This window comes from Bifidobacterium sp. B4081 (assembly GCF_026537335.1).
Taxonomy (GTDB): domain Bacteria; phylum Actinomycetota; class Actinomycetes; order Actinomycetales; family Bifidobacteriaceae; genus Bombiscardovia.
The window spans coordinates 163,847-181,662 of sequence record NZ_JAFNMM010000001.1; the positions used below are offsets into that span (position 1 = coordinate 163,847).

Here is a 17,816-nt window from a genome sequence, read left to right on the forward strand (position 1 = left end):
GTGAGGCCATGCCCCCAAGTGCGCAGACGGCCGTCATCCCTGCCTGCCACGCAGTCGGTTCGAAAGGCATCCACCGACATTCTGACTGGTGATGACGCTGACCGCGATCAGACAAAGGAAGACGCTCATATGCCCTGCACCACGCTTCTGATAGGCAAGAATGCCAGTTATGACGGGTCCACCATCATCGCTCGGAATGAGGACTCGTCCAACGGAGAGTTTCGTCCCAAGCGCTTCGTGTTAGTCACTCCTGACCAGCAGCCACGGCACTACCACAGTGTGATCAGCCACCTGGAGATAGACCTGCCCGAGGATCCCATGCGATATACCTCGGTGCCCGACGCGTTGCACGATCAGGGGCTCTGGGCTGCTGCAGGCGTCAACAGCGCCAACGTGGCCATGTCAGCCACCGAGACGATTACCACCAACGAACGTGTTCTGGGTGCAGATCCTCTGGTTGAGCCCACCACTGCCCAGGGCCGTCCTGGGGATAAGGACTACCTGGCCGCAGCGCCCGGAGGCATCGGCGAGGAGGACTTGGTCACCATCGTCCTGCCCTATATCCACTCGGCTCGGGAGGGCGTTCAGCGGCTGGGCTCCCTGCTGGAGCGCTACGGCACCTACGAGATGAATGGCATCGCCTTCAGCGATGTGGACGAGATCTGGTGGATGGAGACTGTGGGCGGCCATCACTGGATCGCCAAGCGTGTGCCTGATGACTCCTATGTGACCATGCCCAACCAGCTGGGCATCGACGAGCTCGATCTGGACGACGCCTTCGGAGACCAGACCGACCACCTCTGCTCGGCCGACCTGCGGGAGTTCATCGCCGACAACCACCTGGACTTGTCCGTGGAGTCGGCTTCGCCCTTCAACCCGCGTGACGCCTTTGGATCCCACAGTGATTCAGACCACGTATATAACACGCCTCGGGCCTGGTACATGCAGCGCTTCCTCAATCCCTATGACGAGATCTGGGACGGGCCGGATGCCGATCACACTCCCGCCAGCGACAACATTCCCTGGTGCCGTCAGCCTGAGCGGCTAATTGCCGTGGAGGATGTCAAGTACCTGCTCAGCTCCCACTATCAGGGCACACCCTACGATCCCTATGGGCGGACCGGCGACGAGCATACCAAGGGACTTTACCGCCCCATCGGCATCAATCGCAACGACCAGCTGTCCCTGATCCAGCTGCGCCCCTACCAGCCTGAATCATGCAGGGCCATCCAGTGGATTTCATATGGGTCCAACGCCTTCAATGCCTTGGTTCCCTTCTATACCAATGTGGATCGCACACCCGACTATCTGGCCAACACCACGGGGCGGGTCTCCACCGACAGCCTCTACTGGTCCGACCGGCTGGTCGCCGCCCTGTGCGACTCGGCCTTTGCGGGTACTTCGGCGGCCGTCGAACGCTATCAGCAGAGCGTAGGCGCTGAGGGTCATCGCATGATCACCGCTGCAGACGAGCAGGTGGCCCGTTTGGAAGGCGCCGACAAGGGCACTGACAACCCAGAGGTTCGCCAAGTGCTGGAGGCTGCCAACGAGGACATGGCCGAACGTCTGCGCAAGGAAACCGACGATCTGCTGAGCCAGGTGCTTTATACGGCCAGCATGGGCATGCGCAACGGCTACCATCTGTCCGACAACTGAGCCATCCGATTGACAAGGATCATAAGGGAGGAGAGCCGCATGACGGGCTTCGGCGATTACGTCAGGCCATACGGCCTGTTTGACAAGATCGATGCCTTCGGCTACCTGAAGGATCTGCGGGATCATCCGGATATGCCGCGCAAGCATGGACGGGTGCTGTTGGTCACCGCTGACACTCCGCTGAAGGCATCGCGGGGAGAGGGCAAGACCACCACCACCATCGCCCTGATCGACGCCTTGCGCGCCCGGGGCGTGGACGCCGCTGCCGTCCTGCGTCAGCCCAGCATGGGCATTACCGCCGCAGGGTCCAAGGGTGGCGCCTCCGGTGGCGGCAAATCCTCCCTGACGCATCCTGAGCTGGTGGACTGGGGTCTGTGTGGGGAGATGGCTGCCATCGAATCCGCTCAGAACCTGCTGGTCTCCTTTGCGGAAAAGGCAGTGGACGAGGGGCGGTTGGACACTGTCCTAGTGCCCCGGGTCAGCGAGGTGCCCTCGCGGTCCCTGCGGCAGATCACCGTGGACCGAGGCAAGGGCGACCTGCCTGAGCGGACCGTGCTGACGCCCACTTGCGAGCTCATGCAGATTGTAGTGCTCTCCCGGAGCATGAAGGAGATTGAGCAGCGCGTGGCCGCCATGGTCGCGGGGACCCTGGATGGCCGTCCAGTTACCTTCGGAGAGTTTGCGGACCTCTGGCGTATCACCGGCATCCTGACTGATGCGGTCAAGCCCGCTTTCACCCAGACCTTGGAGGGTTCTCCAGTCTACGTGCATGGCGGGCCATTCGCCAACGTCTCCATCGGCATTCCCAGCCTGGTGTCCGTGGAGATGGCCTGCGCCCGGCACGACGTGGTCGTTGTCGAGGCGGGCTATGGAGCCGATGCCGGCGCCCAGAAGTGGCTGGACATCGCCGCCCGTGAATATGGGGCCCAATGGCCGGCCGCCGCCGTGGTCGTCACACGTGCCACCACCTGGCGGGACGATCCTAAGCTGAGCTGGCGCTATCCCTTCCATGTGCATCGTCTGGAAGGACTGGGCATCCCCACCTTCCCGCTGATCAACCTCTGGGAGGGTGAGGACGAGCAGGTGGAATCCTTGCGGGAGACCGCCGATGGTCTGGGCTTCCGCAGGCCCATCGCTGGCAACCTCTTCCGTGACGGGGGCAAGGCCCTTGAGCCCCAGCTGGACGATCTGATCAAGGCCCTGCAGGAGACCGCGAAAGCTGAGGCGGGCACGACCAGCCTCCATGGTATGTCCGTGCCGAATCGGATTCGCTGGATCGCCCAGAGCGCCTACGGCGTGCCGGCTGATCGGGTTATTGAGCGTGAGGGCTTCCAGGGCAGCCTTCAGGCGGCCTCTGACCTCTGCAACAAGGCAGGCATTCCTCTTGAGGATCTGGTGGTGGTGGCGGTCAAGTCGCCAGCTACCATGACCGACGATGACCGGGCCGACCAGGACAGGCGCACGGTCACTCTGAAGAAGGTCGAGGCCCATACGGGTGCCGGTCTCCTGCAGGTGAACCTGACCACTTCCCTGACCACGCCCATGCCCAAGATCGTCTGAGCAGGCAATGCATGGATTCGGCAGACCTGTGACGCGCCGTGTTGCGGGCCTGCCGAAACCGTGTATAGTATCTACTTGGCTCTTGAAAGTGCCCTGCCCCTATAGCTCAGTTGGCTAGAGCAGCTGACTCTTAATCAGCGTGTCCGGGGTTCGAGCCCCCGTGGGGGCACAGAGTCAAAGCCCTGCATCCGTAAAGGTTGCGGGGCTTTTTTATGCCCGGTGTATCCGTACGAGAATCGATTCTGCGCGACATCTATGTGACAAAAGTCCTGGCAGAGGAAAAAGTTTGACGAAGCGGGGTGCAAAGCCTATCTGTTTATCAGCCAGCGGGTTTCTCAAGTTCCCTGCCTATTGCTTTCCCTGCCAGCGATCTCAGCCTTAGCGTAGCTTTCCGTGCGCACTCTTGGCATAGAAGCCTGCAAAAACAGCGGTCGGTCATTCCTGACCAGAAGGAGAGTTCGTGAGTCTTGTGTTTACGAATCAAGTGGATAGATGAGTCAGCGGGGGGGGGGTACTTCGGTGGTTTGCCGAGAGTACGCGATCCGTCTGGGATATGGATTGCTGTGCGTGGTTCTCAATGCGCTATAATCAGCAGTGGCTGGTATAGAATATTTATGCCGGTATGAGTGCAGTCGTGTTGATGGTGACACGCGGTTGGAGCTGGTGCGATATCGGATTTCAACGAATTATTTGAATCAATGGAGATCACGAGCGCTACTTGCCTAGTGCCATCACCTTTTTTATTGAATGATGCCCATGCCTTGGCCCATGTATGACCGGTTGGGGTGAAGGCCCCAAGGCGGCATTGAGAGAGGAGTGAAGGGTCGAATGGAATATTCGCTCATGACCAAGTTGGCCGCTGAATGTGTCGGCACCGCCATATTGATGATCTTCGGGAACGGCGCGGTCGCCGACGTGGATCTGGATGGTACCAAGGGCCACCGTTCCGGCTGGCTCACAATTGCCATGGGATATGGCTTCGGAGTCATGTTTCCCGTGCTCATGTTCGGAGGGATATCCGGAGCCCACATCAACCCGGCCATGACTCTGGGACAAGCCGTCATCGGTATCTTCCCATGGAGCCAGGTACTGCCTTATATTCTGGCGCAGCTGGTCGGGGCGGCCCTGGGCCAGCTGGTCGTCTATGTCTGCTACTTCCCGCACTACCGAATGACCAAGGAACCTATGCCGATTTTGGGCACCTTCTGCACCACTGATGCCGCGGGATCGCTGGTCAATTATTTTATTAATGAGTTCTTTGGCACGCTTGTGCTGGTCTTGGGAGCCCTCTGCTGTCTACAGGGTCCATGGGGGTCTAAGGGGTTGGCTGCCGCCTCCATCGTTGTCGGCTTGATCGTCTGGGGGCTGGTCACCTCTCTGGGCGGTCCCACCGGCCCTGGTCTGAACCCCGCACGCGATCTGGTGCCGCGCTTCCTGCACTGGATACTGCCTGTGCCCAATAAGGGGGACTCACGCTGGGGTGAGGCTTGGATTCCGGTAGTGGCGCCCATCATTGGTGCCATCGTCGGAGCCGCGATTTTCAAGGTTCTTTTCGCTGCCTGATCAATAGTATGCTTCAAAACCCGGGTTCCTTCTCACCGGCCCGGGATTCGACATTTGAACACGCATTTTTAGACATCATATTGTCATGTTGTTATAATGTTTCTGGAGTTCGAGGTTGAAGTTTCGTGGAGGCATTCTTCCACGATCATTCGCTACGGAGCGGATGGGCTTCATCGTATGCGAGGAGGCAAATTGCTGGACGAGTATTTCTCAGAAGGCACCGTCATGTACAGGGACGGCGTAGCCGATTGGGAAGAAGCAGTAGACGTGGTTTCCGGTCCGCTGCTTGATCTTAGAAAGATCAAGCCTTCTTATGTCGATGCCATCAAGGCTTCGATACGCAAACCGGGCGGTACCTATATTGATCTGGGTCAAGGCATCGCCATGGCCCATGCCAGACCTGAGGCGGGTGTTGTAGCCACTTCCCTGTCGGTGCTGAAAGTGGGCAGGCCTTTCTTACTGGATGATTCCCAGGACCACCCGATCAGCACGCTCTTCTGCCTGGCTGCGCAGGACTCCAAAAGTCATTTAAGCCTGATGCAATCACTGGCGACCTTCTTGAGTGACGGGCGGAATCAGGAACGGCTGGGCAAGGCCACGAACGTTGAAGAATTAAGGGCGATTCTCAAGGAAGAAAGGTAATCAATATGAAGATTCTGACGGTTTGCAGCACTGGACTGGGGTCGAGCTTCATCACTCAGCTCAACATCGACAAGGCCTTAAAAGAACTTGGCGTGACCGGTGTCGAGACCGACCATAGCGATCTGGGCTCTGTCAACAAAGGCGATGCTGATGTTATTTTTGTCGGGCGTGACATTGCTGATGCGGCCAAGGATCTGGGTGACGTGGTCGTTCTGAACAGCCTGATTGACATGAAGGAGATCAAAGAGAAGCTGGCCGAGGCTCTCAAGCGCCACGGTCTGGATATCCATGAAGAGGAGCAGACGGCATGAACGGTGCGCTGAAAGTCCTTTTAGACATCTTCCGACAGCCTGCCGTCATTGTCGCCCTGATCTCCCTGATCGGCCTGACGCTTCAGCGCAAGTCTGCCACAGACATCATGAAGGGAACTGTTAGGACGTTCGTGGGTTTTCTGGTTCTGACTGCAGGCGCGGGCGTGGTGACCAACGCATTGACTCCTTTTGGGGATATGTTCCAGCATGCTTTCCACGTCCAGGGCGTTGTCCCCAACAATGAGGCCATTGTCGGTAGGGTCCTGGTCAAATACGGTTCTATTGCAGCACTGATCTTTTTCTTTGGGATGATTGTCAACATCTTGCTTTCGGCAACGTCATACTTCAAATATGTTTACTTGTCAGGACACGTGGCCTTCTATATGGCCACGATGATAACTGTCATTTTCGTCACAGCAGGATTCCCTACCTGGCAGACCTTGCTATGGGGATCCATCGCCCAGGGGCTGGTCATGACTCTTTCCCCTGCGATTGTGCAGCCTTTCATGAAAAAAGTCACTGGCACCGATGATGTGGCCCTTGGGCACACTGGTGGCTCGGGCATCGCTCTGGGTGGTCTGGTGGCTACGCTCACTCGCAGCAAGAAGCATCCATCCAAATCGACTGAGGAGATCAATTTTCCCAAGAATCTGAGCTTCCTGCGCGATACCACGGTCATCGTGGCCCTGTCTATGGCCGTGATCTATGTCATTGTGGCGCTCTTCGCGGGTTCTGCTTATATCGAGAGCAAGCTCAGCGGCGGACAGAACTTCATCGTCTATGTGATCATTCAGGCAGCTACTTTCTCAGCCGGCGTCTATATTATCCTGGCGGGTGTCCGTGTGGTCCTAGGTGAGATTGTTCCAGCCTTCAAGGGCATCAGTGAACATCTGGTCAAGAACGCCAAGCCTGCCCTGGATGTCCCCGTCACCTTCACCTTTGCTCCCAACGCAGTCCTGGTCGGATTCCTGTCAAGCTTTGTCGGCGGCATTGTGGGCATGGCCATCTTGGCTTTGGCTGGCACCACCGTCATCATCCCCGGAGTCGTGTCTCACTTCATGACAGGTGGAGCCACAGGCGTGATCGGCAACGGCGCGGGCGGGCGACGTGGTGCCGTTCTCGGTTCCTTTGTCAATGGACTAGCCATTACCTTCCTGCCCTACCTGCTCCTTCCAGTGCTGGGTTCCTTTGGCAAGGGAGCCGCCACGTATTCCGGCCCCGATTTCGGCGTTGCCGGTCTTTTCCTGGGCTATCTCGACAAGGCAGGTGGGCAAATTGCCATGATTGTGGGAATAATAGTCGTGCTGATCTTGGTCTATGTGGTCTCCTATTTCATGAACAAGCGCAAGAAGGCCATTTCGACTGCTGCTGATGCAGCCGACAAAGCCAAGGCCACTGCCTGAGGCTGAAACCTGATCCTGTCTGAAGTCAACAGCGATGGCGATGAAGGGCCATGGTGTTCGACGGGCTTTGCGAAATCGATACCATGGCCCCTCCGCAGTCGCTGGATGCTCCGCAGTAGTTTGCTGTAGCGCGTAAACGCGGAGCTTGTGCGATATCGTTGAGGATGACAATCCCCGGTTGGCACGGTAGGCAGGATTGCAATTCATGAATGCGATGAAGTCGGGTGGGGGGTCGGTTCTGCAATGGTAGATGGAATTCCCAAGTATGTATCCGTGCGGGACCATTTGCGCGGAAGCATCAAACGGATGAAGGATGGGGCGCAGCTGCCTACTGAGTCCGAACTTTGCGCACGGTACAAGGTCAGTCGGATCACGGTTCGCCATGCCATAGAAGATCTGATTCGTGAGGGGCTGATCGTTCGCAGTCAGGGCAAAGGAACCTTCAAGCTGAAGTCGCCCGCTTCCTCCCGTGAGGTGATCAATGGCCGCATCAGAGGATTCTGGCGCCAGCAGCATGATCTGGGCAGAACGGTCAAGACTCGGGTGCTGGGCAACAGGATTGTCACGAATGCTGATATTGCAACAAAGCTGGGTCTGGAGGCTGATGCGGACCTGATAGAGCTGGAGCGACTGCGCTATGTCAATGGCAACCTGCAGCAATACGTCTGCACCTACCTGCCGGATGCTCAGTTTCCGGAGATACTTGAGCACGATTTCTCCCATGGATCCCTCTATGACTTTATCGAAGGTCGTTACGACGTCAGACTCGCCAGGAACGAAGTCGTGGTTCGCATTGAAAATGTCGATTCGCGGATCGCCGGGTACTTTCATGTGGACAAGGCCCGGCCTGTGCTGGCTATGGACTCCACCGTCTTTGACGGATTCGGTTCGGTGGTGGCATTCGGCGTGGCTCTTCAACCGCCTGCATATTCCGAAATAGAGTTTGTCATCAACAGCGTGCCGGACTCCAGATGATGTTTTCTGCTCGGAGAGGCCGACAGCGGTCTTTGGCGATGACTTCGGATGTCTGCTGCGTTTCGGAAATTCTGGTCCGAATCATGCTATCAGGCTGCGTCTGAATGGTATCTTCGCCTACGCGTCAGGCTTGTCAAGCTTGAATGGTTCGTCCTGCCATGGATATTATTGGCCATATATGCCCGATTCCTCGCAATGAGTGCATCGGAGATGGGAAGGCAGGTACGACCATGGGGCGTCTTCAAGGCAGGAAAGAGCGCGAGCCGTTTGTGCTCGAGCATGCCAGTATCGCGACCGGTGATGAAAAAGGCACGGTCCAGAAGGATATGTCTGTTCTGGTGTCCGCGGACGGCCGGATAGAGCAGGTCTGTCCGACCCCGCTGGCCTACGTGCCTTCCGGATACCATCGCATCAACGCTACGGGCAAGTTTGTGGCACCCGGCCTCATTAATGCCCATACCCACCTCTTCGCCGACGGCAAGCCCCTGTCTGGCGGCACGGAGCTGTCGCCGCGTGTGGTCGATGCTGGTTTGAAAGTGGTGCACAGCCCTGCCGGGAAAGTCCTTATGGATGCCAGGATCAAGGGCAACGTTTCCACGCTGTTGAACTCGGGAGTGACGACCATTCGTACCCTGGGTGATGTGGGTTATGAGGCGGTTCGTCTGCGCGACAGGATTGACGCCGACGAGCTGACTGGTCCACGCATGCTGGCTGCTGGCCCCCTCCTGGCGATTCCCGGAGGGCATGGCGATCCTTTCATCGCCCTGTCCTGCTCCTCTCCCGAAGAGGCCAGACGCCGGACCAGGGAGAACCTGGATCATGGGGTCAATGCCATCAAGGTGGCTGCGACCGGTGGCGTCACCGATGCTACCAAGCTTGGCGAGGCCGGCAGCCCGCAGATGACCGAGGAGGAAATGGCTGCCGTCTGCGATGAGGCCCATGAGTTTGGTGTGCTCGTCGCAGCGCACGCTCAGAGCCCGGAGGGGGTCAAGGCCGCTCTCAAGGCTGGCGTGGACACCATCGAGCATGGCAGCGCCCTTGACGACGAGATGATTGGGCTCTTCCTCGACAATCCGCGCTCGCTTCGCGGCTTCTCGGCCTTGGATCCCACCTTGTCCGCTGGCCTGCCTCTGGTCAAGGTCAGCCAGCAGGAGCTGGGGATCAGCGACATAGTTCGAGGCAATTCCGAGCTGGTAGTCGACGGCATGGTCAAGAGCGCCAAGCAGGCTCACGAGAACGGCATTGCCGTCGGCGTTGGCACCGACACCGGCATGACCTTCGTGCCTCAGTACGGCACTTGGCGTGAGCTGGATTATCTGGTGCGGTACGCTGACTTCACCCCAGCGCAGGCCTTCCACGCAGCAACTCAGGTCAATGCCCGAAACCTGGGCTTCGACAATGTCACTGGCTCGGTCGACACGGGCAAGGATGCGGATCTGATCGTCCTTGACGAGGATCCTGCCAAGAATGTGCGGACCTTGGCTGACCCCAAGCTGGTAATCGTCCGTGGCAAGCCGGTCTGGCGGCCTGAAGTCGAGCACTTCAAGGAGATCGATCGCCTGCTTGACAGCTTCTGATCATTAGTATCGGAACCATTCGGAGGCGTGCACTAGTTTGGCTCACTGATAGCTCCCCTGATGACCAGGTGGTATGCAAGCATGTCGGTATGCACAAGGGAGAACCGAGAATGGACCAGGTCGGCCAGACCAAGGTCGTAGGAAGGTTGGCCCCTTCGCCGACTGGGCGGATGCATATAGGCAATATCTATGCCTGTCTGGCGGCCTGGCTGGGTGTCAGGTCGCAAGGGCCTGGTGGGGTTCTGCGGCTCCGCATCGAAGATATAGATACGCCGCGGGTGGTCGAGGATGCTGATCGTTGGATCATGGATGACCTGGCCTGGCTGGGGTTGGGTTGGGACGGCGAGGCGGTCTACCAGTCCCAGCGCGCCGATATCTACAGTCAGGCATTGAAGCTGCTGGAATCCCAGCAATTGATCGGTGGGCAGCCCCTGGTTTATCCATGCTTCTGTTCGCGGGCCGATATTCGTGCAGCATCAGCGCCGAATGAAGGTGACGGGTTCATCGTCTACCCGGGCACTTGCCGAGGACTTTCCCATCAGACAATCAGTGAAAGGCTGGCCCGGGGGCAGAGGCACAGCCTCCGAATCGCGGTCCCTGATCAGTCCGACGAGCCGGATGCCACCTGTCGCTTCGACGATCTGATCTATGGCCCGCAGTCCTTCAATCTGCCCAGGCAGGTCGGCGATGTGGTCGTCAGACGTTCGGACGGCTTGGTTTCCTACCAATTGGCAGTGACGGTGGATGACTTGGCCATGGGCGTCAATCAGATTGTGCGAGGAAGGGACCTGCTGAGGTCCACAGCCATTCAGATGTGGATTCGGCATCATCTCCAACCACAGGCTCCTGGTGTTCAGTATGCCCATTTGCCGCTGATCGATGGCGTAGACGGCAGGAGGATGTCCAAGCGCTTTGGATCGCCGGACCTGGGGTCACTCAGAAGAGACGGCTGGTCGGCCAGGCAGGTGTTGGGAGTCTGCGGCTGGCTCCTGGGTCTCTTGCAACGGCCCAGACCTGCAAGTGCACAGGAATTGCTGGATGGTTTCACGTGGAACACACTGGCTGCTGACCGCGAAGACCGGCAGCTGGACCTGAGCGACCCAAACGAGCTGACCGTTTCTGATGTGAAGCCGAGTTTGTAGGTTCTTCTAACTCGAGTTTTGTCGCTTGTTCACGGCCTTCGCTTTCTTCCGGGGCTGTGTATTTGCCGGTATGAGCCACTGGCTACCATGGCCTCAGTCAAGGTTTCCGGATTGTAAGGAGGTAGCGGGTCATGGTCGCCTATATGGACCACAAGGATCTGGGCAATCGCCGGATCAGCCGGGAACGTGCCGCGCAGATCGCAGATGGGGTCAAGCGTGTGTCTGACAGGATCGCCAAAGCGGAGGGCTCCGCCGGCCGAAAAGAAGGCTCGGTGACTCTGTTGGCGGCCACCAAGACCCGCGATGTGGGCGAGATCATGGCAGCCATCGATGCCGGGGTGCAGCGGATCGGCGAGAACCGTCCCCAGGAGGTCACCGCCAAGGCCCAGGGATTGCTGGAGCTCTGTCGGGACAGGGGATTGGTCCTTGGCGCCGACGCTGCGGGCAGAGATTCATCCAGCGTGGGTTTCCGTCTGATCGGGCAGCTCCAATCCAACAAGATCAATAAGATCCTGCCGTATGTCGACACGGTCGAGTCGGTCGACGGGCCTTCCTTGGCTCGGAAGCTGGCCACGCGGGCACTGGCTGCGGGCAGGACCGTGGGCATACTCCTGGAGGTCAACGAGTCCGGCGAGCAGGCCAAGTCGGGATGCGCCCCCGACCAGGCCCTGGATCTGGCCTATGAGCTGGCTGCTATGGAGGGGATTCAGCTTAAGGGTCTGATGACCGTCGGTGCACATGTGGACGACGAGGCCGTCATCAGGAGCGGATTCGCCCATTTGCGCGGTCTGCGCGACCGCATCAGGGATTCGGGGGAGTCTGGCACCGGCACCTGCACCATGCTGTCCATGGGGATGACCGGAGACATGGAGTATGCGGTGGCTGAGGGGTCGACCGAGGTTCGTGTAGGTACAGCCATTTTCGGCCCGCGGGCTTTTATCTGACCAGCCGCTGTCTGTTCGGGAACCAGATTCTCTTAAGAGGCCCGGCCTGGGGCTAGACTGTGCCCTATGAGAATCGCGCGTTTTTCCTACAAGGACACCCCACGATACGCCTTCGTCCAAACCGACAAGCATGACGGCAAGGATTACCTGGTCGAGCTAAGAGGCTACCCTCTGACTGGCCAGCAGGTCGAACCCACCGGCAAGCGTTACCCCCTGGACGACGAGGATGTGCGGCTGCTGGCCCCGGTCATCCCCTCCAAGATCTACGGAGCGGCCAAGAACTACCGCGCCCACGCCGCCTACATGGCTGAGCATGGCCAGTCCTCGAACCCGGAGCCTCCGGAAAAGCTCATGCTCTTCATGAAGCCCTCCACCTCGGTCATCGGCCCTGACGACCCCATCGTCAAGCCCTCCTGCAGCAAGGACATGAACTATGAGCCAGAGGTAGCCGTCGTCATGGGCAGGATGGCCCGGAAGGTGAGCATCAACGAGGCTATGGACCATGTGCTGGGTTACACCTGCGTCAACGATGTGACCCTGCGTGACCTGCAGAAGAACGACCCCATGTGGACCCGTTGCAAGGGCTTTGACACCGCCTGCCCTCTTGGGCCCTGGATCGAGACCGACCTGGACTACCGGGATGCGAAGATCTCTTTCAAGCTCAACGGGGAAGAGGTGCCTGAGGCCAGGGGCACCACCGCTAACCTGATCCACTCCATCCCTGAGCAGATCGCCTTCATTTCCGGCTTCGCGACCCTACTGCCCGGCGATGTCATCATGACCGGTACCCCTAACGCCACAGGTTCGTTGAAAAACCGCGACGAGGCTACTGTCCAGGTGGAAGGAATCGGCTACCTGCGCAATGTGGTCATCGACGAGTAGCAAATAGCGGGAGAACAAGCGACATAAAAACTTGAGTCATTTAGGCTCAAGTTTGGGAATAGGTGTCCTCCTTTCGCTGTTGTAGAAGACAGATGAACCCGTGACGGGGTTTGGTCGAGTGATTCGGCTGGTCCCGCCGAAGAATGTTGGAGGATGCTCTATGAACGAAAACTTCACCACCATGGCTCAGCAGGCCATCGGCGATGCCATCCAGTCGGCCTCGGCGGCCGGCAACCCCCAGGTGGATGTGCTCCATCTGTTGGACTCTCTGCTGCGTCAGCAGTCCGGCGTGGTGCCTGGGCTGATCCAAGCGGCCGGTGGTGACAGCCAACGGGTCGGAGCCGAGGTCCGTCAGGCCTTGGTGGCTCTGCCATCGGCCAGCGGATCTACGGCCTCGCAACCCGATGCCAGCCGTCAGCTCAGTGTGGCCCTGGCCCAGGCTGAGAAGGAAATGCAGGCCATGGGGGATGAATACGTCTCCACCGAGCACCTGCTTATCGCCATCGCCCAGGGTCCCTCGCAGGCCGCCGATATTCTGAACCGGAACGGGTTGCAGGCTGATACCCTGCGCAAGGCCGTGCCCCAGGTGCGCGGCGGCGCCAAGGTGACCAGCCCGGATGCCGAGGGCACCTACAAGGCCCTGGAGAAGTACTCCACCGATCTGACCGCCCAGGCCAAGGAGGGCAAGCTTGACCCGGTCATCGGCAGGGACCAGGAGATTCGTCGTGTCATGCAGATTCTATCCCGGCGTACCAAGAACAACCCTGTCCTCATCGGAGAGCCCGGCGTGGGCAAGACCGCTGTGGTCGAGGGCCTGGCTGAGCGCATCGTGGCGGGCGACGTACCCACCACGCTACAGGGCAAGAAGCTGATCTCCCTGGATCTGAGCTCCATGGTGGCTGGCAGCAAGTACCGTGGCGAATTCGAGGAACGACTCAAGGCCGTCCTCAATGAGATCAAGAGCGCCAACGGCCAGGTCATCACCTTCATTGACGAGATCCATACCATCGTCGGTGCTGGTGCCGCCGAGGGGTCTATGGATGCGGGCAACATGCTCAAGCCCATGCTGGCCAGGGGTGAACTGCGCCTGATCGGCGCCACCACCCTGGATGAGTACCGGGAGAACATCGAGAAGGACCCGGCTCTGGAGCGCCGCTTCCAGCAGGTCTTCGTGGGTGAGCCCTCCGTGGAGGACACCGTGGCCATCCTGCGTGGCCTCAAGCAGCGTTACGAGGCTCACCACAAGGTGACCATCGGGGATGATGCCCTGGTAGCGGCAGCTACGCTGTCCAACCGGTACATTTCTGGTCGTCAGTTGCCCGACAAGGCCATCGACCTGGTTGACGAGGCCGCTGCCCATCTGCGGATGGAGCTGGACTCCCAGCCTGAGGAGATCGACGAGCTTCAACGCCGCGTCACCCGTCTGGAGATGGAGGAGATGCAGCTGAAGAAGGCTGATGACCCGGCCTCCAAGGACCGTCTGAGCAAGCTGCAGGCCGAACTGGCGGACTCCCGTGAGAAGCTGGGCGGCCTCAAGGCCCGTTGGGAGAACGAGAAGGCCGGTCACAACAAGGTCGGCGACCTGCGTGCTCAGCTGGACGCCAAGCGGGTCGAGGCCGACAAGGCCACCCGCGAGGGTGATCTGGAGAAGGCCTCCCGCATTCTCTACGGGGAGATTCCAGGCATTCGCAAGCAGCTGGCCCAGGCGGAGAACGCCGCCGAGCAGGCTAAGAACGCCTCCAATGATGCTGGTCCCGATGGGGCTGACATCGCTGGGGGGCCAGCCCAGGAGCCCATGGTTCCTGACCATGTTGATGCGGATTCCGTAGCGGAGATCGTCTCTGATTGGACCGGCATCCCTGTGGGACGGCTCATGGAGGGCGAGAATGAGAAGCTCTTGCATATGGAGGACTACCTGGGCAAGCGGGTGGTCGGCCAGAAAGAGGCCATCCATGCAGTTTCCGACGCGGTCCGGCGTTCGCGTGCCGGCATCGCCGACCCTGACAGGCCCACTGGATCCTTCATGTTCCTGGGTCCCACCGGTGTGGGCAAGACGGAGCTGGCCAAGGCCTTGGCCGACTTCCTCTTCGACGACGAGAAGGCCATGGTCCGCATCGACATGTCAGAGTACATGGAGAAGGCCTCGGTCTCCCGGTTGATCGGCGCTGCTCCTGGCTACGTAGGCTATGAGGAGGGCGGCCAGCTGACCGAAGCCGTGCGTCGGCGGCCCTACTCGGTGGTACTCTTCGACGAGGTGGAGAAGGCCAACCCTGAAGTCTTCGATCTGCTCCTGCAGGTTCTGGACGATGGCAGGCTGACTGACGGCCAGGGCAGGACGGTGGACTTCAAGAACACCATCTTGATCATGACCTCCAACCTTGGCTCGCAGTTCCTGGTCCGGGACGACCTGGATGAGGAGGCCAAGCGCAAGGCCGTCATGGATGCTGTCCACGCCAACTTCAAGCCCGAGTTCATCAACCGGTTGGATGATCTGGTCATCTTCCATCCGCTGACCCGCGACGAGCTGGGTTCCATTGTGGATATCCAGGTTCGGCAAGTGGCCCAGCGGCTGACCGATCGGCGCATCACCCTGGATGTCACCGACTCCGCTAGGGAGTGGCTGGCCAACGTGGGCTACGATCCGGCCTTCGGCGCCCGTCCTTTGCGTCGGCTGGTGCAGACCGAGGTGGGCGACCAACTGGCTAGGATGCTGCTTGCCGGGAAGATCCACGACGGTGACACGGTCCTAGTGGACCAAACCGGCGGCGACCATCTGGAACTGACTGCCTGGCCCACCGAGAATCTGGTCGATGATTCGGTCAAGGTCGATGGTGTGACGACTGACGGTGATGCTGATGCCGACGATGCCGGACGCGATGGTGGCCGTGGCCGTCATGCTGCGCGTGGCGATGACCAAGGTCAGGGCCAGACTCACTGAGATCAATCAGGGTCGGTACCGGGATAATCTCCAGGTGCCGGCCCTTTTACGTTAGCTGCCGTGCTCTGTGGATTCAGTCCATAGCAGCAGCTGGGTCCCTGCCCTTTTGCATGGGCTTCCACTGGCTGTCAACGATGATCTGGGGGCGTCGTGCCGCGACTGTCGGAAGCTGGTCCGTGTCGATCAGGGCGAGGTGCAGCCAGCGACGGCGCAGGCGCCGCAGCCGGTGCAGACGACGAACGTTGAGCATGGCTAGGATGGTGGACAGAGCCCCTGTTACTGCTGCGATCATGGGGTTGAGCATCCAGCCTAAGAAGGGTTGGCAGATTCCGGTGGCAATGACCAGGGCGATGACGTTGTAGACAGTGGACCAGATCAGGTTCTGCCTGATGACCCGGGTGGTGGCTCGGCTCAGTTCTATGGCCCTACTGGTTCCGTCCAGGTCGCCCTGGTGCAGGATAAGGTCCGGCTGTGGTAGGTCGATGTCGTCTGCGGCTTCGTCCGTGTCAGCCTGGAGTTTTGGACCCAAAGTGATGCCCACCTGAGCCCTGGCCGTCAGTTCGGGATCCGCTGTGGTTCCAGCTGCCAGAGCCACCAGGCTGGTTCGGCCCTGCTTCGCAGTGGATGATGGGTCTTGACCTGTCCGATCAAGTGGGATGCCCCTGTTGGTCCGGGTCAGGTCGTGATTGAGCCGATCCACGCATTCGCGCTTGCGCTCGGGGGTCAGCCGGGTGATCAGCATATCCGCGCCCGCCTGGCGGGCTGCCCGCTCAATCCTGTCGTCCGGCTGGTGGCTCCCGTCCAGGATCAGGCTGCTTACTCGCAGGGCGCGTAGATGGGCGGCGGTCCGGGTCAGGGATTCCGTGTGGACACCCTGGCCCTCGGCGTCGTCGGGATCCAGTAAAGAGGAGTCATCCAGAATCAGCGTGTGCACCCGGCCCAGATGGTTCATGGCCCGTGGCGAGGTGAAGAGCAGACCGTGTGCCAGACCCGTCTCCAGGCTGGTTCGGAAGGCCATGGGGATGGTCATGGCTGCGACGGCAGGGCAGGCGATGGTCAGTACACAGACGGCATTGCCTACAGCATGGGCCAAGTGGGGCTGCGGGCCCAGCATGAGCCAGAGCATGAAGGTCCAGACAGCCAGAATCATGATCAGGGCGATGGCTATGTGGACGATACGATCCATCCTGCGCATAGCGGGGGATCGCTCGACCAGGGCCTGGGGGATGATCTTCACGAGCCTGGCTGCATAGGTGTTGTCGCCGGCGGCATCCACTCGGATGGACAGTCGACCCTCAAGGATCTTGCTGGAGGCCAGGATTCGGTCGCCGGGTCCGCACGGCCGGGGTCTGTCATCACCTGTCAGCTCGCTGTTGTCCACCAGGGCCGATCCTGACTCCACAAGCCCATCGGCCGCCGGGCGCTCGCCTGTGCGTACCAGGAGCAGATTGCCTGGGCGGATCTGGTCACGTGCAAGTATCTGGGCGGGGACTGTCTGAGGATGCTGGGAATCGGCCACCAGACCTGAGGCTGGGCGGATCTCCGTCAGGTGGTTCAAGGAAGCCACCAGGGAGGCTTCCATTCTGGTGCCAATGACCCGGGCCAGTAGCAGGAGGGTGATGACCACGCCGACCAGATCGAAGTAAGGGGATCGGGAGCCCTCCGGCAGCAGGGATCCAGCCAGGCAGGTAGCCAGGCTGTATAGGTAGGCCAGGCTTGTGGCCAGCGCGGCCAGGAGATCGGGGCTGCAGCGGTGCTCGGTCATGGCCTTCCACCCGCCTATGAGTGTTCCACGGCCGCCGTAGAAGATGACCGGGGCTATCAGAACAGCCTGGACCGTGGGGCTGGTCAGCCAAGAAGGAATCAGATCGGGGCTGAAGCGATCGAACAGATCCAGAACTAGAACAGGCGCAGTCAGCAGGGCACTTACGATGGTTGGCCTGAGCAGGCGGTGGCTGCGAGAATCCAGATCAGCCCCCCATTTGCCCCAGTCCTCGGGATCACGCCAGGGGCGGTTGGCTGGGGAGTCTGCGGCTGCATCCTGGTCACTGGCATGAGCCGACGGCATAAGGAAGTACCAGATGATCAGCCAGGTGACCGCACAGGCCACGACCAGATCTGCTATCGCCAGGAAGATATCGACACCCACGGATCTCCTTCGGTCTTGCTCTAACCCCTTAATATCTCCTATTGTGCCCTTCATCGCGGCCCGGCACAGGTCTT

Annotated in this window: 13 protein-coding genes and 1 tRNA gene; 13 read left to right on the forward strand and 1 reads right to left on the reverse strand. The window is 59.8% G+C overall.

What is annotated here, in order from left to right; translation table 11 throughout:
• Positions 1 to 129: 129 nt before the first annotated feature.
• From J3T92_RS00665 to clpB, 13 genes are all read left to right on the forward strand, one after another.
• Positions 130 to 1,656, forward strand: coding sequence for a C69 family dipeptidase (locus J3T92_RS00665; RefSeq protein WP_267399265.1), 1,527 nt, complete (start codon positions 130 to 132; stop codon positions 1,654 to 1,656).
• A 39-nt stretch (positions 1,657 to 1,695) separates the two neighbouring features.
• On the forward strand, positions 1,696 to 3,216 hold the full coding sequence (locus tag J3T92_RS00670; RefSeq protein ID WP_267399267.1) for a formate--tetrahydrofolate ligase: 1,521 nt from the start codon (positions 1,696 to 1,698) through the stop codon (positions 3,214 to 3,216).
• 95 nt (positions 3,217 to 3,311) lie between these two features.
• A tRNA-Lys gene (locus J3T92_RS00675) sits at positions 3,312 to 3,385 on the forward strand.
• Between the two features lie 659 nt (positions 3,386 to 4,044).
• Positions 4,045 to 4,779, forward strand: a complete 735-nt coding sequence (locus J3T92_RS00680) for an MIP/aquaporin family protein (protein WP_267399268.1) — start codon at positions 4,045 to 4,047, stop codon at positions 4,777 to 4,779.
• 96 nt (positions 4,780 to 4,875) lie between these two features.
• Positions 4,876 to 5,421, forward strand: coding sequence for a PTS sugar transporter subunit IIA (locus J3T92_RS00685; RefSeq protein ID WP_267399269.1), 546 nt, complete (start codon positions 4,876 to 4,878; stop codon positions 5,419 to 5,421).
• A 5-nt stretch (positions 5,422 to 5,426) separates the two neighbouring features.
• A complete protein-coding gene (locus J3T92_RS00690; protein WP_267399270.1) occupies positions 5,427 to 5,732 on the forward strand; it encodes a PTS sugar transporter subunit IIB in 306 nt (101 codons plus the stop codon).
• Entirely contained in the window at positions 5,729 to 7,135 is a 1,407-nt protein-coding gene (locus tag J3T92_RS00695) for a PTS ascorbate transporter subunit IIC (protein WP_267399271.1), read from the forward strand. The genes J3T92_RS00690 and J3T92_RS00695 overlap by 4 nt, the downstream gene beginning before the upstream one ends.
• A gap of 243 nt (positions 7,136 to 7,378) precedes the next feature.
• On the forward strand, positions 7,379 to 8,110 hold the full coding sequence (locus J3T92_RS00700) for a GntR family transcriptional regulator (RefSeq protein WP_267399272.1): 732 nt from the start codon (positions 7,379 to 7,381) through the stop codon (positions 8,108 to 8,110).
• 230 nt (positions 8,111 to 8,340) lie between these two features.
• Entirely contained in the window at positions 8,341 to 9,687 is a 1,347-nt protein-coding gene (locus J3T92_RS00705) for a metal-dependent hydrolase family protein (protein ID WP_267399273.1), read from the forward strand.
• A gap of 89 nt (positions 9,688 to 9,776) precedes the next feature.
• Positions 9,777 to 10,829 carry a tRNA glutamyl-Q(34) synthetase GluQRS gene (gene gluQRS, locus J3T92_RS00710; protein WP_267399274.1) on the forward strand — a complete coding sequence of 351 codons (1,053 nt, stop codon included), beginning with the start codon at positions 9,777 to 9,779 and terminating at the stop codon, positions 10,827 to 10,829.
• 131 nt (positions 10,830 to 10,960) lie between these two features.
• Entirely contained in the window at positions 10,961 to 11,773 is an 813-nt protein-coding gene (locus J3T92_RS00715; protein ID WP_267399275.1) for a YggS family pyridoxal phosphate-dependent enzyme, read from the forward strand.
• Positions 11,774 to 11,839: 66 nt separating this feature from the next.
• Positions 11,840 to 12,655, forward strand: a complete 816-nt coding sequence (locus J3T92_RS00720; RefSeq protein ID WP_267399276.1) for a fumarylacetoacetate hydrolase family protein — start codon at positions 11,840 to 11,842, stop codon at positions 12,653 to 12,655.
• A 160-nt stretch (positions 12,656 to 12,815) separates the two neighbouring features.
• Complete coding sequence (gene clpB, locus J3T92_RS00725; protein WP_267399277.1) at positions 12,816 to 15,593, forward strand: ATP-dependent chaperone ClpB; 2,778 nt, start codon at positions 12,816 to 12,818, stop codon at positions 15,591 to 15,593.
• 73 nt (positions 15,594 to 15,666) lie between these two features.
• On the opposite strand, the gene J3T92_RS00730 is transcribed toward clpB, so the two are convergent.
• On the reverse strand, positions 15,667 to 17,742 hold the full coding sequence (locus J3T92_RS00730) for a hypothetical protein (protein WP_267399278.1): 2,076 nt from the start codon (positions 17,740 to 17,742) through the stop codon (positions 15,667 to 15,669).
• Positions 17,743 to 17,816: the final 74 nt, after the last annotated feature.

What these genes read in the sequence shown, in the direction of transcription:
- J3T92_RS00715 (WP_267399275.1), top strand. Translation starts at nt 10,961, where the DNA reads ATGGTCGCCTATATGGACCACAAGGATCTGGGCAATCGCCGGATCAGC.
- gluQRS (WP_267399274.1), top strand. Translation starts at nt 9,777, where the DNA reads ATGCACAAGGGAGAACCGAGAATGGACCAGGTCGGCCAGACCAAGGTC.
- J3T92_RS00685 (WP_267399269.1), top strand. Translation starts at nt 4,876, where the DNA reads ATGTTTCTGGAGTTCGAGGTTGAAGTTTCGTGGAGGCATTCTTCCACG.
- J3T92_RS00700 (WP_267399272.1), top strand. Translation starts at nt 7,379, where the DNA reads ATGGTAGATGGAATTCCCAAGTATGTATCCGTGCGGGACCATTTGCGC.
- J3T92_RS00665 (WP_267399265.1), top strand. Translation starts at nt 130, where the DNA reads ATGCCCTGCACCACGCTTCTGATAGGCAAGAATGCCAGTTATGACGGG.
- J3T92_RS00690 (WP_267399270.1), top strand. Translation starts at nt 5,427, where the DNA reads ATGAAGATTCTGACGGTTTGCAGCACTGGACTGGGGTCGAGCTTCATC.
- J3T92_RS00720 (WP_267399276.1), top strand. Translation starts at nt 11,840, where the DNA reads ATGAGAATCGCGCGTTTTTCCTACAAGGACACCCCACGATACGCCTTC.
- J3T92_RS00695 (WP_267399271.1), top strand. Translation starts at nt 5,729, where the DNA reads ATGAACGGTGCGCTGAAAGTCCTTTTAGACATCTTCCGACAGCCTGCC.
- clpB (WP_267399277.1), top strand. Translation starts at nt 12,816, where the DNA reads ATGAACGAAAACTTCACCACCATGGCTCAGCAGGCCATCGGCGATGCC.
- J3T92_RS00670 (WP_267399267.1), top strand. Translation starts at nt 1,696, where the DNA reads ATGACGGGCTTCGGCGATTACGTCAGGCCATACGGCCTGTTTGACAAG.
- J3T92_RS00680 (WP_267399268.1), top strand. Translation starts at nt 4,045, where the DNA reads ATGGAATATTCGCTCATGACCAAGTTGGCCGCTGAATGTGTCGGCACC.
- J3T92_RS00705 (WP_267399273.1), top strand. Translation starts at nt 8,341, where the DNA reads ATGGGGCGTCTTCAAGGCAGGAAAGAGCGCGAGCCGTTTGTGCTCGAG.